Origin of the sequence: Enterobacter sp. WP_7_1, from assembly GCF_003688535.1 — a bacterium.
Taxonomy (GTDB): domain Bacteria; phylum Pseudomonadota; class Gammaproteobacteria; order Enterobacterales; family Enterobacteriaceae; genus Enterobacter; species Enterobacter asburiae.
In genome coordinates this window covers 1-13,372 of sequence record NZ_REFK01000010.1, presented here as the reverse complement: position 1 = coordinate 13,372, position 13,372 = coordinate 1, and the positions used below count along the sequence as shown (strand labels likewise).

The window sequence follows — 13,372 nt, the reverse complement described above, 5'->3', positions numbered from 1 at the left end:
CCGGGCGCAGATTTACCGGCTAATGATAAAGTGGAGAAATCGCGTTTAACCCGTAGAGCAGAACCATGAAAAAGACCGCAGCAGCCCTGCATATTCTGGTAAAAGAAGAGAAACTGGCCCAGGAGATCCTGGCCAAGCTGGAGCGCGGCATCAGCTTTGATCATCTGGCGAAGCGTTACTCTAAATGCCCTTCCGGGCGCAATGGCGGGGATCTCGGCGAGTTTCAACAAGGTGCGATGGTCGGCCCGTTCGATCAGGCGGTCTTTAGCTGCCCGCTTCTGAAGCCCTACGGCCCGGTAAAAACCAAATTTGGCTACCATATCATTAAGGTGCTTTATCGCCGCTGACGCGTGGTATATTGCGCCCCGATTTATTTCAACCTATTCAAGGCACGATCATGGCAAAAACAGCAGCAGCAGTGCACATTCTCGTTAAAGAAGAGAAACTGGCTTTAGATCTTCTGGAGCAGATTAAAAACGGTGCCGACTTCGGCAAGCTGGCTAAGAAGCACTCCATCTGCCCGTCAGGCAAACGCGGCGGCGATCTGGGTGAGTTCCGCCAGGGCCAGATGGTTCCGGCGTTCGATAAAGTGGTGTTCTCCTGCCCGGTGCTGGAGCCAACCGGCCCGCTGCATACCCAGTTCGGGTATCACATTATTAAAGTACTGTATCGGAAATAAACAGCAAGGCCTTCTCTAAGAGAAGGCTTTTAATGTTTGCACCCTCTCCCCGTGGGAGAGGGTCGGGGTGAGGGCATCAGCCCGCACCTGGTGTTAGCCCGCTACCGCGATACGCTTCATATCGGTCATGTAGCCACGCAGTTTGTGACCCACTTTCTCTATCTGGTGGCTGCGAATCGCTTCGTTCACATCGCGCAGCTGCGCGTTATCCACGGCACCTTCCGCAATCGCTTTGCCCAGATCGCCCGTCTGCAGAGTGGTCATAAACTCTTTCAGCAGCGGTACGCAGGCGTAAGAGAACAGGTAGTTACCGTATTCTGCGGTATCAGAGATCACCACGTTCATTTCGTACAGACGCTTACGGGCGATGGTGTTCGCGATCAGCGGCAGCTCGTGCAGAGATTCGTAGTACGCGGACTCTTCGATGATGCCGGAATCCACCATGGTTTCGAACGCCAGCTCAACGCCTGCTTTCACCATCGCGATCATCAGTACGCCTTTATCGAAGTACTCCTGCTCGCCGATTTTACCTTCATACTGTGGCGCGGTTTCGAACGCGGTTTTACCGGTCTCTTCACGCCAGGTCAGCAGGTTTTTATCGTCGTTCGCCCAGTCCGCCATCATGCCGGAAGAGAATTCGCCGGAGATGATGTCGTCCATGTGTTTCTGGAACAGCGGTGCCATGATGGTTTTCAGCTGTTCAGACAGCGCGTAAGCACGCAGTTTTGCCGGGTTGGACAGACGGTCCATCATCAGCGTAATACCGCCCTGCTTCAGCGCTTCGGTGATGGTTTCCCAGCCGAACTGAATCAATTTTTCCGCGTAGGCCGGGTCGGTGCCTTCTTCCACCAGCTTATCGAAGCACAGCAGAGAACCGGCCTGCAGCATGCCGCACAGAATGGTCTGCTCACCCATCAGGTCAGATTTCACTTCGGCAACGAAGGAAGATTCCAGCACGCCCGCACGGTGACCGCCGGTCGCCGCTGCCCATGCTTTGGCAATCGCCATGCCTTCGCCTTTCGGATCGTTTTCCGGGTGAACCGCGATCAGGGTCGGCACGCCGAAGCCACGCTTGTACTCTTCGCGTACTTCCGTACCCGGGCACTTCGGCGCCACCATCACCACGGTGATGTCTTTACGGATCTGCTCGCCCACTTCAACGATGTTGAAGCCGTGGGAGTAACCCAGCGCGGCGCCGTCTTTCATCAGCGGCTGTACGGAACGCACTACGTCAGAGTGCTGCTTGTCCGGGGTCAGGTTAACCACCAGATCCGCCTGCGGGATCAGCTCTTCGTAGGTGCCCACTTTGAAGCCGTTTTCGGTCGCTTTGCGCCAGGAAGCACGCTTCTCGGCGATCGCTTCTTTACGCAGGGCGTAGGAGATATCCAGACCGGAGTCACGCATGTTCAGGCCCTGGTTCAGACCCTGTGCGCCACAGCCGACGATGACCACTTTTTTACCCTGAAGGTAGCTCGCGCCATCGGCAAATTCGTCGCGCGCCATGAAGCGGCATTTGCCCAGCTGCGCCAGCTGCTGGCGCAAGTTCAGTGTATTAAAGTAGTTAGCCATGGGTGATACCTCGTGATGTTGTGTGTCTTATTGTTCGGTTCGCGTTTCAGCGAGAATGTACCCACATTACAACAGGAAATTTATTGCGGAAATTGATATATTCACAACGTCATGTTGCAATTTTTGCAATATAAAAAGAGGGAGTGGAATCGATGGATTTACGCGATCTGAAAATGTTCCTGCACCTGGCGGAAAGCCGCCATTTTGGCCGCAGCGCCCGGGCGATGCACGTTAGCCCCTCCACGCTTTCACGCCAGATCCAGCGGCTTGAGGAAGACCTCGGCCAGCCGCTGTTCGTGCGCGACAACCGCACCGTCACCCTCACGGAAGCGGGTGAAGAGCTGCGCATTTTTGCCCAGCAGACGCTGTTGCAGTACCAGCAGCTGCGGCACTCGATTGACCAACAGGGGCCGTCACTTTCCGGCGAACTGCATATTTTCTGCTCCGTCACCGCCGCCTATAGCCATCTGCCGCCCATCCTTGACCGCTTCCGCGCGGCGCATCCGTCGGTTGAAATTAAGCTCACCACCGGCGACGCCTCCGACGCAATGGAAAAAGTGGTGACGGGCGAAGCGGATCTCGCTATTGCCGGGAAACCCGAAACTCTGCCGGGTGCGGTGGCATTCTCAATGCTGGAGAATCTGGCGGTGGTGCTGATCGCGCCGGCGCTGCCCTGCCCGGTGCGTAATCAGGTGTCGGTGGAAAAACCGGACTGGTCGACGGTACCGTTTATCATGGCCGATCAGGGGCCGGTGCGCCGCCGCATCGAGCTGTGGTTCCGCCGTCAGAAAATCAGCAACCCGTCGATTTACGCCACGGTCAGCGGCCACGAGGCGATGGTGTCGATGGTGGCGCTCGGCTGCGGCGTGGCGCTGCTGCCGGAAGTGGTGCTGGAAAACAGCCCGGAGCCCGTTCGTAATCGCGTGATGATTCTGGAGCGCAGCGACGAGAAGACGCCGTTTGAGCTTGGCGTGTGCGCACAAAAAAAGCGGCTGCATGAGCCGCTTATTGATGCGTTCTGGACGATATTGCCGAACCACTAAAGCCGGGTGGCGCTGCGCTTACCCGGCCTACACGCAGCTCAGCCCTTAGCCCGCGAGGAAGAAGCGGAAGGCCGGGTTATGGGTTTCGTCGTGGCACTCATAGCCCAGCTCGTTCAGCCGCGTTTCGAAATCCGGCTCGTGCTCGCCCAGTTCGAACGCCGCCAGCACGCGGCCGTAGTCGGTGCCGTGGCTACGGTAGTGGAACAGTGAGATATTCCAGTGCGTGCCAAGCGTGTGAAGGAACTTGAGCAGCGCGCCCGGCGATTCCGGAAACTCGAAGCTGAACAGACGTTCCCTGAGCGGCTTCGATGGACGCCCGCCGACCATGTAGCGCACGTGCAGCTTCGCCATCTCGTCATCAGAGAGATCGACCACGCTGTAGCCGCCCTCATGCAGCAGGTTGAGGATCTCTTTGCGCTCCTCGACGCCGCGGCTCAGACGCACGCCGACAAAAATGCAGGCGTCTTTGGCATCGGCAAAACGGTAGTTAAATTCCGTCACCGAACGGCCGCCCAGCAGCTGGCAGAACTTCAGGAAGCTGCCTTTCTCTTCCGGAATCGTCACCGCCAGCAGCGCTTCCCGCTGTTCACCCAGCTCGCAGCGCTCGGAAACGTAGCGCAGACCGTGGAAGTTCACGTTGGCGCCGGAAAGCACGTGCGCCAGCCGCTCGCCGCGAATGTTGTGCTGCGCGATGTATTTTTTCATCCCCGCCAGCGCCAGCGCGCCGGAAGGTTCCGCCACCGCACGCACGTCCTCGAACAGATCCTTCATCGCCGCGCAGATGGCGTCGCTATCGACCGTGACGATATCGTCGAGATATTCCTGGCACAGGCGGAAGGTCTCATCCCCAATGCGCTTCACCGCCACGCCTTCGGCAAACAGCCCGACGCGCGGCAGATCTACCGGATGACCCGCATCCAGCGCCGCTTTGAGGCAGGCAGAGTCTTCCGCTTCAACGGCGATGACTTTGATCTGCGGCATCAGCTGTTTGATCAGCACAGCCACGCCTGCGGCTAAGCCACCGCCGCCGACCGGCACAAACACGCGATCGAGATGGGCATCCTGCTGCAGCAGTTCCAGCGCCAGCGTGCCCTGCCCGGCAATCACCATCGGGTGATCAAACGGCGGCACCCAGGTGAAACCCTGCTGCTGCGCAAGCTCAATCGCTTTGGCTTTGGCTTCGTCAAAGTTGGCGCCGTGGAGCAGAACTTCGCCGCCGAAACCGCGCACCGCGTCGACTTTGATATCTGCGGTAGCGACCGGCATCACGATCAGCGCCTTCAGCCCCAGACGAGCAGACGAGAACGCAACGCCCTGGGCGTGGTTGCCCGCAGACGCGGTAATCACGCCGCGTGCTTTCTGCTCATCGGTCAGCCCGGCCATCATCGCGTAGGCGCCGCGCAGCTTAAAGCTGTGCACCGGCTGACGGTCTTCGCGCTTGACCAGAATGACGTTGTCGAGGCGCGAAGAGAGCTTTTCCATTTTCTGCAGGGGCGTAACCTGCACGGCTTCATAGACCGGCGCGCGTAGCACCGCTCTCAGGTATTCCGCCCCCTCGGGGGCGGCGGATAAGGGTTGTGACTCGGCCATCATTAGCCCCCAAGTTTAGATTTATCGCGCACCGCGCCTTTATCTGCACTGGTGGCAAGGCTCGCGTAGGCGCGCAGGGCAAAGGAGACTTCACGCTGGCGGTCTTTCGGCGTCCAGGCTTTATCGCAGCGGGCTTCCTGCGCTTCACGACGGGCCGCAATTTCCTGGTCACTCAGCTTCAGCTGAATACCGCGATTCGGAATGTCGATTTCGATCAGATCGCCGTCTTCGATGATGGCGATGTTGCCGCCGCTTGCCGCTTCCGGGGAAACGTGGCCGATAGAGAGGCCGGAGGTGCCGCCGGAGAAACGCCCGTCGGTGATCAGCGCACACGCCTTACCGAGTCCCATGGATTTCAGGAAGGTGGTTGGGTAGAGCATCTCCTGCATGCCGGGACCGCCTTTCGGCCCTTCGTAGCGAATGACAACCACGTCGCCTTCCACCACTTTGCCGCCGAGAATTGCCTCTACCGCTTCATCCTGGCTTTCGTATACCTTCGCCGGACCGGTGAATTTCAGGATGCTGTCGTCCACGCCTGCGGTTTTCACGATGCAGCCGTTTTCCGCGAAGTTACCGTACAGCACGGCCAGACCGCCGTCTTTGCTGTAGGCATGTTCCAGCGAGCGGATGCAGCCTTCGGCGCGGTCATCGTCCAGGGTATCCCAGCGACAGTCCTGCGAGAACGCCTGGGTGGTACGGATACCGGCAGGACCGGCGCGGAACATCTTTTTCACCGCGTCATCTTTGGTCAGCATGACGTCGTACTGGTCCAGCGACTCCGGCAGCGTCAGGCCGAGCACGTTTTTCACGTCACGGTTCAGCAGCCCGGCGCGATCCAGCTCGCCCAGAATGCCCAGCACGCCGCCGGCACGGTGCACGTCTTCCATATGGTACTTCTGGGTGCTCGGCGCGACTTTGCACAGCTGCGGCACCTTGCGGGAGAGCTTGTCGATGTCGCTCATGGTGAAGTCGATTTCGGCTTCCTGCGCGGCGGCCAGCAGGTGCAGAACGGTGTTGGTAGAGCCGCCCATGGCGATATCCAGCGTCATGGCGTTTTCGAACGCCGCTTTGCTGGCGATATTGCGCGGCAGCGCGCTGGCGTCGTCCTGCTCGTAGTAGCGTTTGGTCAGCTCAACGATGCGCTTACCGGCATTGAGGAACAGCTGCTTACGGTCGGCGTGGGTCGCCAGCAGCGAGCCGTTACCCGGCTGAGAAAGACCCAGCGCTTCGGTCAGGCAGTTCATGGAGTTAGCGGTGAACATCCCGGAACAGGAGCCGCAGGTCGGACACGCGGAGCGTTCCACCTGGTCGCTCTGCTCGTCAGAGACTTTCGGGTCCGCGCCCTGGATCATCGCATCGACCAGGTCGAGCTTGATGATTTTGTCGGAGAGCTTGGTTTTCCCCGCTTCCATTGGACCACCGGAGACGAAGATCACCGGAATGTTCAGGCGCAGGGAGGCCATCAGCATCCCCGGGGTGATTTTGTCGCAGTTGGAGATGCAGACCATCGCATCGGCGCAGTGGGCGTTAACCATATACTCTACGGAGTCGGCGATCAGCTCGCGCGACGGCAGTGAATAAAGCATGCCCCCGTGCCCCATCGCGATACCGTCATCCACCGCAATGGTGTTGAACTCTTTTGCCACGCCGCCGGAGGCTTCGATTTGCTCGGCAACCAGCTTACCGAGATCGCGCAGGTGCACGTGGCCCGGTACAAACTGGGTGAAGGAGTTCACCACGGCGATAATCGGCTTGCCGAAATCGGCGTCGGTCATTCCGGTGGCGCGCCACAGCGCGCGGGCTCCCGCCATATTACGGCCGTGGGTGGTGGTGGCTGAACGATACTTAGGCATGCTTTATTGACTCCCGTCTGACTATTTAATGGGACGGTGCGTGCCGTCCCAAATTTATGCTTAGTGATTAACCTGATCCAACCAGCCGTATTTATCTTCTGTCTCGCCGGTGAAGAGGCCGAAGAACGCTTGCTGAATACGTTTGGTGACCGGACCGCAGCGGCCTTCACCCACCTGGATACCGTCTACGCTGCGCACCGGCGTGATTTCAGCCGCGGTACCGGACATGAACACTTCATCGGCCAGATAGAGGGATTCACGGGACAGCACCTGCTCGCGCACTTCGATACCCAGATCTTTCGCCAGCTTGATGATGGCGTCACGGGTGATGCCCGGCAGCGCGGACGAGGTAAACGGCGGCGTGAACAGGATACCGTCTTTAACCTCAAACAGGTTTTCACCCGCGCCTTCAGAGATGTAGCCATTCACGTCCAGGGCGATACCTTCCTGATAGCCGTGGCGGCGCGCTTCGCTACCGACTAGCAGGGAAGAAAGGTAGTTACCGCCTGCTTTCGCGGCGGTCGGAATAGTGTTTGGCGCCACGCGATTCCAGGAAGAGACCATTGCGTCGATCCCCTGCTCCAGGGCTTCTGCACCCAGGTAGGCACCCCATGGGAACGCGGCAATGATCACATCGGTGTTATAACCGGCTGGCGGGTTCACGCCCATGCCGACGTCGCCCACGAACACCAGCGGACGAATATAGGCGCTGGTCAGGTTGTTTTTACGGATCACGTCGCGACAGGCTTCCATCAGCTCGTCAACGCTTTGTGAAACCGGGAAACGATAAATTTTGGCTGAGTCATGCAGACGCTGCATGTGTTCGCGATGGCGGAACACCACTGGCCCTTTGTGAGAATCGTAGCAACGGATGCCTTCAAATACGGAGGTACCGTAGTGCAGCGCGTGGGACATCACGTGGACCTTCGCGTCCTCCCAGCGAACCATCTCACCGTTGAACCAAATGTAATCAGCTTTTTTTGTCGTCATTTTTTCGTCCTGTCACGCTCAAGCGCGGATTTGTTGTGATGTGGTTGTGCTCTGGCAGATGGCAACATGGGCAACGTCTACCAGCTTTGATAACTGACTAAACAGTAAGTCGACCGACCGCGGGCTGGCAACGGTTAATTCGATACTGATGTTTTGGGCGTCTGTGGCCGTTTCCATATTCATAGAGCAAATCTGAAAACCACGATGACGCACCACACGCAAAACGCGTTCTAAGGTTTCCGGGTTGAAGCGAGCCTGTACGGCGACCTGATGCTGCATCATGATAATTTCTCCATCATTTGTGAGTTACTGGCACCAGGCGGTACCAACGGCCAGACGTTCTCGAGTTCGTCGATTGAGACATGAAGCAGGTAAGGCCCATCGCTGTTCAGCATGGTGTCGAGCGCCGCTTCAACCTGATCTTTACGGGTGATGTGCTGGCCAGGGATGCCAAAGGCGCTGGCCAGGGTGAGGAAATCGGGGTTATCGGTGAGAGTCGTTTCGCTGTAACGCTCCTGGAAGAACAGCTGCTGCCACTGGCGAACCATCCCTAAACGCTGGTTGTCGAGCAAGACGATTTTCAGCGGCAACTGCTTGCGCTTAACGGTGCCGAGCTCCTGGACGTTCATCATGAAGGAGCCGTCACCGGAGATACAGATAACGGTATCGTTAGGGCGAGCAACCTGCGCACCAACGGCTGCTGGCAGACCGAAGCCCATGGTACCCAAGCCGCTGGAGGTGATGAAGTTTTCCGGGCGGGTGTAGGTCATATGCTGCGCGGACCACATCTGGTGCTGGCCTACATCGGTTGTGACGACGCTCTCAGCAGGTTTACGGTCAGACAGCTGCTTCAACAGCAGCGGCGCGTAGATGGCCTCGCCGGGGTGGTCGTAACGCCAGGCGTGCTCGGCGCGCATGTCTGCGGTGTGCTGACGCCATGCGTTGATATCCAGCGGCTGCTGCAATGCCGGTAACAGCGCGTTGAGATCGCCCTGCAAGGCGACATGCGCCTGACGCAGCTTGTTCATCTCCGCCGGGTCGATATCCATATGGATGACTTTGGCGTTCGGCGCAAAGGTATTCAACTTGCCGGTAACGCGGTCGTCAAAACGGGCACCTACGGCGATGAGCAGATCGCACTCCTGCACCGCCAGGTTTGCCGCTTTGGTGCCGTGCATCCCCAGCATGCCCAGATAGTATGGGTAATCCGCCTCGACAGCACCGAGACCTTTCAGCGTGCAGGTCGCTGGCATCTGCGTTGTTGCGATAAATTCGCGCAGGGCTGGAACGGCCTGCGCCATGCCGACGCCACCGCCTACGTACAGCATCGGCTGCTTCGCCTGCGCCAGCATCTGACGGGCCTCTTCAACTTCCGCTTCCGGAAACGCACCGTCGCTTTCAACGGTGGAGAAGTGCGGTTCCAGATCGCCGAGTGCCACCTGGATATCTTTCGGGATATCGACCAGAACCGGACCAGGACGGCCGGAGCTTGCCACTTCGAATGCTTCTGCCATTACGCGCGGCAGCTCTTCGAGAGACTGGACGAGGAAGCTGTGTTTGGTGCAGGCCAGCGATAAACCGAGGACGTCGACTTCCTGGAAAGCATCAGTACCGATGAACGGAGACGCCACCTGCCCGGTGATGGCGACAACGGGAACGGAATCCAGCAGCGCGTCAGCCAGACCGGTGATCAGGTTCGTTGCGCCCGGGCCTGAAGTCGCCATACACACGCCGGTTTTACCAGTCGCGCGGGCATAGCCAATGGCTGCCATCGCTGCGCCCTGCTCGTGTCGGCACAAGAGATGTTCCACGCCGCCGTCATACAGTGCATCGTAAATCGGCATAATTGCGCCACCCGGATAACCGAATACGGTTTCGACTCCCTGCGCGCGCAACGCATGTACTACCCACTGTGCCCCATTCATAGTCAGTTCCCCGTCATAAATCGGGAGAAACAGAATTTTGTGCTAGTCGTCATTCTCTGCTCCTCATTTACGTTTTTTAGTCATAAAAAAACCCCCGGACCTTTCGGTGCGGGGGTCTTAGTTCGTTAAGGCTTGATTTCTAAGCCTTTCCTCGTCCAAGTGCAGCCCCGCACGGTGGGATAATAATCACCACCACGCTAATCACGACCAGGCTAATCACTCGTAGAAGGGCTGTCATTTTCAGTTCTTTCTGCATCTTGTTCGAAGGAATACCTAAAGAGTTATCACAGAATTCAAAACAAACACAAGATTTATTTATGGCTCATTTGATTAGCCAGCAAATCATATTTCTTAAAATCGTTGTTTTATATGAGGAAAATAGAAAATGAATATTTTTCATTTTTTTACTGAGGTTTTAAGCGTCAAAACGGGTCTTTTTACATTCTGCGAGGAGGCTTCCACGGTTATGCAATGGTTTCATTGTGCGCTTAAAATCTCTGAACGGGCGGCGTAAATTCGCAAAATGATGCTAAACAGACAAAAGAGACGCTGGCATAGTCACACCAGGAGGTAGTGCAAATGTCACTGTCAGTTGTTTATACGCGTGCGGCTCTCGGGGTAAAGGCACCGCTTATTTCCGTCGAGGTTCATTTAAGTAATGGGCTACCGGGACTCACGCTTGTCGGGTTACCTGAAACGACGGTTAAAGAGGCCAGGGATCGCGTTCGCAGCGCAATAATAAATAGCGGTTATACCTTCCCCGCGAAGAAGATCACCATCAACCTTGCCCCCGCCGATCTGCCTAAAGAGGGGGGACGATACGATTTACCTATCGCAATTGCCCTTCTCGCGGCTTCTGAGCAGCTTAATACGACACGGCTAGGCTCGTATGAGTTCGTTGGCGAACTCGCGCTTACAGGCGCGTTAAGAGGCGTTCCCGGTGCGATATCGGGAGCGCTGGAAGCCATACGAGCAGGACGGCAAATCATTGTCGCCAATGAAAACGCATCAGAAGTGAGTCTTATCGCCGAGAAGGGGTGTCTCATCGCGGGGCATTTACAGGAAGTTTGTGCCTGGCTGGAAGGGCGTCATGAACTGTCCGAGCCGGAGGAGTGCGATGATGCTATAGCGGATGCTCCAGAGGATCTCAGCGAGATTATGGGACAGGAGCAAGGGAAACGGGCGCTGGAGATTACGGCGGCAGGTGGACACAATCTTCTGTTAATTGGCCCGCCGGGTACGGGTAAAACAATGCTGGCAAGCAGGTTAAGTGGGTTGCTTCCACCGCTCAATAATCATGAAGCGCTGGAAAGTGCCGCCATATATAGCCTTATCAGTTCGACGTCGTTGCAAAAACAGTGGCGCCGCCGTCCTTTTCGTTCGCCACATCATAGCGCTTCACTGACGGCAATGGTTGGCGGTGGGTCTATCCCCGGGCCGGGTGAGATCTCGCTGGCACACAATGGCATTCTATTTCTCGATGAGCTGCCTGAGTTTGAGCGCCGCGTGCTGGATGCACTGAGAGAGCCCATTGAATCCGGTGAGATACATATCTCACGCGCACGAGCGAAAATAAGCTATCCCGCGCAGTTTCAGCTGGTCGCGGCGATGAACCCCAGCCCGACGGGTCACTACCAGGGCAACCATAACCGCTGTACGCCAGAGCAGACGTTGCGCTATCTGGGTAAGTTATCCGGCCCGTTCCTCGACCGTTTCGATTTATCCCTCGAAATCCCCCTTCCCCCGCCGGGTCTACTCAGGCAAACGGGCATAACGGGTGAAAGCTCAGCGGATGTACGCGAGCGGGTGATTGCAGCCCAGACGCGGCAGTACGCTCGTCAGAACAGGCTGAATGCGCGGCTGGATAATGCCGGGATCCGACAGTTCTGTTCTCTTAACGTTGAGGATGCGGGATGGCTGGAGGAGACGTTGACGCGGTTCGGGCTGTCTATACGTGCGTGGCAGCGTTTGTTGAAAGTGGCCAGAACTATTGCTGACGTGGAGGGATGCACTGACATTGAGAGAAAGCATTTGCAGGAGGCGCTGAGCTACCGCGCTATCGATCGTTTGCTGCTGCATTTGCAGAAATTGCTGGCATAAAAAAAGGGGCCGTAGCCCCTTCTTTTCGTTTAGTCATCAGACTCGGTGTAGTCTTCTGCACCTTCCATCTGCGGCTTGCCGCCAGAAAGCGTATGGAAGCGTTTTGGACGCTTAATGCGCGCCATGTATTTGATCCATACACGTTCCGCTTCAGACTCCGGCTCACGCTCACCACGGCAAACAGAAACAAACTGTTTTTCGTCTTCGGTTGCAGGTTCACGCTTACCAAGATCCAGCTCGTTAAAGGCATAACCATGGCGCTCAAGCAGTTGAGCTTCTTTGATGGTGAAATCGCCGTGACGAGAGAACCCGCGCGGATAATGTTTATTGTCGAAAAAACGATTAGTCGTCGTAAAGCTTTCCGCCATCCTACACGCTCCTAATTCTTTGGCCGAGCTATTTATGGCGCGGAGTATTAGTTACGCTTGACAGAGTGTAAAACAAAACATTTAAATCATAACGACAAATAATTTTGCGGAGAAAGATGTGGATACGGAATTGCTTAAAACTTTCCTTGAAGTGAGCAGAACACGCCACTTTGGGCGAGCAGCTGAAGCCCTTTACCTGACGCAGTCAGCAGTCAGTTTTCGTATTCGACAGCTGGAAAATCAATTGGGTGTGAATCTTTTTACCCGCCATCGCAACAATATTCGCTTAACGCCAGCTGGCGAGAAACTGCTGCCGTACGCAGAAACGCTGATGAATACCTGGCAGGCGGCACGTAAAGAGGTCGCACATACTTCAAGACATAATGAATTTTCGATAGGGGCCAGCGCTTCTCTGTGGGAATGCATGCTAAGTCAGTGGCTTACCCGGCTGTATCATTCACATGGCCACCTGCAATTTGAAGCCAGGATTGCACAGCGGCAGTCGCTGGTTAAGCAACTTCATGAACGCCAGCTTGATCTTCTGATCACAACCGAAGCCCCCAAGATGGACGAATTTAGCAGCCAGATTGTGGGCCAGTTTGGCCTGGCGCTTTATGCGTCTGAACCTTCGATGATGAAGGTAGACCTGACCTATTTACGCCTGGAATGGGGACCGGATTTTCAGCAGCACGAGACGGGACTGATTGCACCTGATGATGTTCCGCAGTTAACGACCAGCTCGGCAGAGATCGCCTGTCAGCAGCTGTCTCTGCTGAAAGGTTGTACCTGGTTACCTGTTCGCTGGGCAGATGCTAAAGCAGGGCTGCACACCGTGCTGGATTCCACCACGCTTACCAGGCCGCTGTATGCAATTTGGCTGCAAAACAGTGATAAGCAATCTCAGATAAAAGATCTGTTAAAAATCAATGTAATGGATTGATGCATCAGCCAGCAGGGATGCTGGCTGAAAATTAAGAAGAGAATTTTCTGCAGTGTTTCAGGCAAAAAAAAATCCTTTGCCGAAGCAAAGGATTCTATATGGCAGGGGCGGAGAGACTCGAACTCGCGACACCCGGTTTTGGAGACCGGTGCTCTACCAACTGAGCTACGCCCCTAAAGTTTTTTGCCATTAAGCCTGCCAATAAGGCAGGCTTAATGTCTTAATAAGTGGCGGAACGGACGGGACTCGAACCCGCGACCCCCTGCGTGACAGGCAGGTATTCTAACCGACTGAACTACCGCTCCACCGAAGACT

14 protein-coding genes and 2 tRNA genes are annotated in these 13,372 nt (G+C 56.4%); 5 read left to right on the top strand and 11 right to left on the bottom strand.

Annotated elements, in window-relative coordinates; genetic code table 11:
* The first annotated feature begins 65 nt into the window (after positions 1–65).
* Both ppiC (BJ885_RS22745) and ppiC (BJ885_RS22740) read left to right on the top strand, forming a co-directional pair.
* Positions 66–347: a peptidylprolyl isomerase PpiC gene (gene ppiC, locus BJ885_RS22745; RefSeq protein ID WP_004886860.1), complete on the top strand. Its 282-nt coding sequence runs from the start codon at positions 66–68 to the stop codon at positions 345–347.
* A 50-nt stretch (positions 348–397) separates the two neighbouring features.
* On the top strand, positions 398–679 hold the full coding sequence (ppiC, locus tag BJ885_RS22740; RefSeq protein ID WP_023309650.1) for a peptidylprolyl isomerase PpiC: 282 nt from the start codon (positions 398–400) through the stop codon (positions 677–679).
* Positions 680–772: 93 nt separating this feature from the next.
* On the opposite strand, the gene ilvC is transcribed toward ppiC (BJ885_RS22740), so the two are convergent.
* Positions 773–2,248 carry a ketol-acid reductoisomerase gene (gene ilvC, locus BJ885_RS22735; protein WP_023333828.1) on the bottom strand — a complete coding sequence of 492 codons (1,476 nt, stop codon included), beginning with the start codon at positions 2,246–2,248 and terminating at the stop codon, positions 773–775.
* 152 nt (positions 2,249–2,400) lie between these two features.
* On the opposite strand from ilvC, the gene ilvY reads away from it, so the two are divergent.
* On the top strand, positions 2,401–3,291 hold the full coding sequence (ilvY, locus tag BJ885_RS22730) for an HTH-type transcriptional activator IlvY (protein ID WP_023333829.1): 891 nt from the start codon (positions 2,401–2,403) through the stop codon (positions 3,289–3,291).
* Between the two features lie 45 nt (positions 3,292–3,336).
* On the opposite strand, the gene ilvA is transcribed toward ilvY, so the two are convergent.
* The 7 genes from ilvA to ilvL form a co-directional block, all read right to left on the bottom strand.
* The gene (gene ilvA / locus BJ885_RS22725) at positions 3,337–4,881 is read right to left on the bottom strand and encodes a threonine ammonia-lyase, biosynthetic (RefSeq protein WP_024907958.1); all 1,545 of its coding nucleotides are present in this window, start codon (positions 4,879–4,881) and stop codon (positions 3,337–3,339) included.
* Between the two features lie 2 nt (positions 4,882–4,883).
* Positions 4,884–6,734, bottom strand: coding sequence for a dihydroxy-acid dehydratase (gene ilvD / locus BJ885_RS22720; RefSeq protein ID WP_121930904.1), 1,851 nt, complete (start codon positions 6,732–6,734; stop codon positions 4,884–4,886).
* Between the two features lie 60 nt (positions 6,735–6,794).
* The gene (gene ilvE, locus BJ885_RS22715) at positions 6,795–7,724 is read right to left on the bottom strand and encodes a branched-chain-amino-acid transaminase (protein WP_023326297.1); all 930 of its coding nucleotides are present in this window, start codon (positions 7,722–7,724) and stop codon (positions 6,795–6,797) included.
* Positions 7,725–7,742: 18 nt separating this feature from the next.
* Positions 7,743–8,006 carry an acetolactate synthase 2 small subunit gene (gene ilvM, locus BJ885_RS22710; RefSeq protein ID WP_006179206.1) on the bottom strand — a complete coding sequence of 88 codons (264 nt, stop codon included), beginning with the start codon at positions 8,004–8,006 and terminating at the stop codon, positions 7,743–7,745.
* Positions 8,003–9,649: an acetolactate synthase 2 catalytic subunit gene (ilvG, locus tag BJ885_RS22705; protein ID WP_029739571.1), complete on the bottom strand. Its 1,647-nt coding sequence runs from the start codon at positions 9,647–9,649 to the stop codon at positions 8,003–8,005. Before ilvG ends, ilvM begins: the two co-directional genes overlap by 4 nt.
* A gap of 2 nt (positions 9,650–9,651) precedes the next feature.
* Positions 9,652–9,702, bottom strand: coding sequence for a peptide IlvX (gene ilvX, locus BJ885_RS23375; RefSeq protein WP_166792073.1), 51 nt, complete (start codon positions 9,700–9,702; stop codon positions 9,652–9,654).
* Positions 9,703–9,788: 86 nt separating this feature from the next.
* Positions 9,789–9,887 (bottom strand): ilv operon leader peptide, encoded by a 99-nt coding sequence (ilvL, locus tag BJ885_RS22700; RefSeq protein ID WP_001311244.1) that lies wholly within the window; start codon positions 9,885–9,887, stop codon positions 9,789–9,791.
* Between the two features lie 341 nt (positions 9,888–10,228).
* Between ilvL and BJ885_RS22695 the strand changes: the two genes are divergently transcribed.
* On the top strand, positions 10,229–11,749 hold the full coding sequence (locus BJ885_RS22695; RefSeq protein WP_121930905.1) for a YifB family Mg chelatase-like AAA ATPase: 1,521 nt from the start codon (positions 10,229–10,231) through the stop codon (positions 11,747–11,749).
* A gap of 29 nt (positions 11,750–11,778) precedes the next feature.
* Here the strand turns inward: BJ885_RS22695 and BJ885_RS22690 are convergent, their stop codons facing one another.
* The gene (locus BJ885_RS22690; protein WP_023309658.1) at positions 11,779–12,117 is read right to left on the bottom strand and encodes a DUF413 domain-containing protein; all 339 of its coding nucleotides are present in this window, start codon (positions 12,115–12,117) and stop codon (positions 11,779–11,781) included.
* 118 nt (positions 12,118–12,235) lie between these two features.
* Here BJ885_RS22690 and hdfR point away from each other — a divergent pair, with 118 nt between their 5' ends.
* Entirely contained in the window at positions 12,236–13,057 is an 822-nt protein-coding gene (gene hdfR, locus BJ885_RS22685; RefSeq protein WP_121930906.1) for an HTH-type transcriptional regulator HdfR, read from the top strand.
* A 99-nt stretch (positions 13,058–13,156) separates the two neighbouring features.
* On the opposite strand, the gene BJ885_RS22680 is transcribed toward hdfR, so the two are convergent.
* Together BJ885_RS22680 and BJ885_RS22675 are read right to left on the bottom strand one after the other, a co-directional pair.
* Positions 13,157–13,232: transfer RNA gene (locus tag BJ885_RS22680), tRNA-Trp, on the bottom strand.
* A gap of 53 nt (positions 13,233–13,285) precedes the next feature.
* Positions 13,286–13,362: transfer RNA gene (locus BJ885_RS22675), tRNA-Asp, on the bottom strand.
* Between the last annotated feature and the right edge of the window lie 10 nt (positions 13,363–13,372).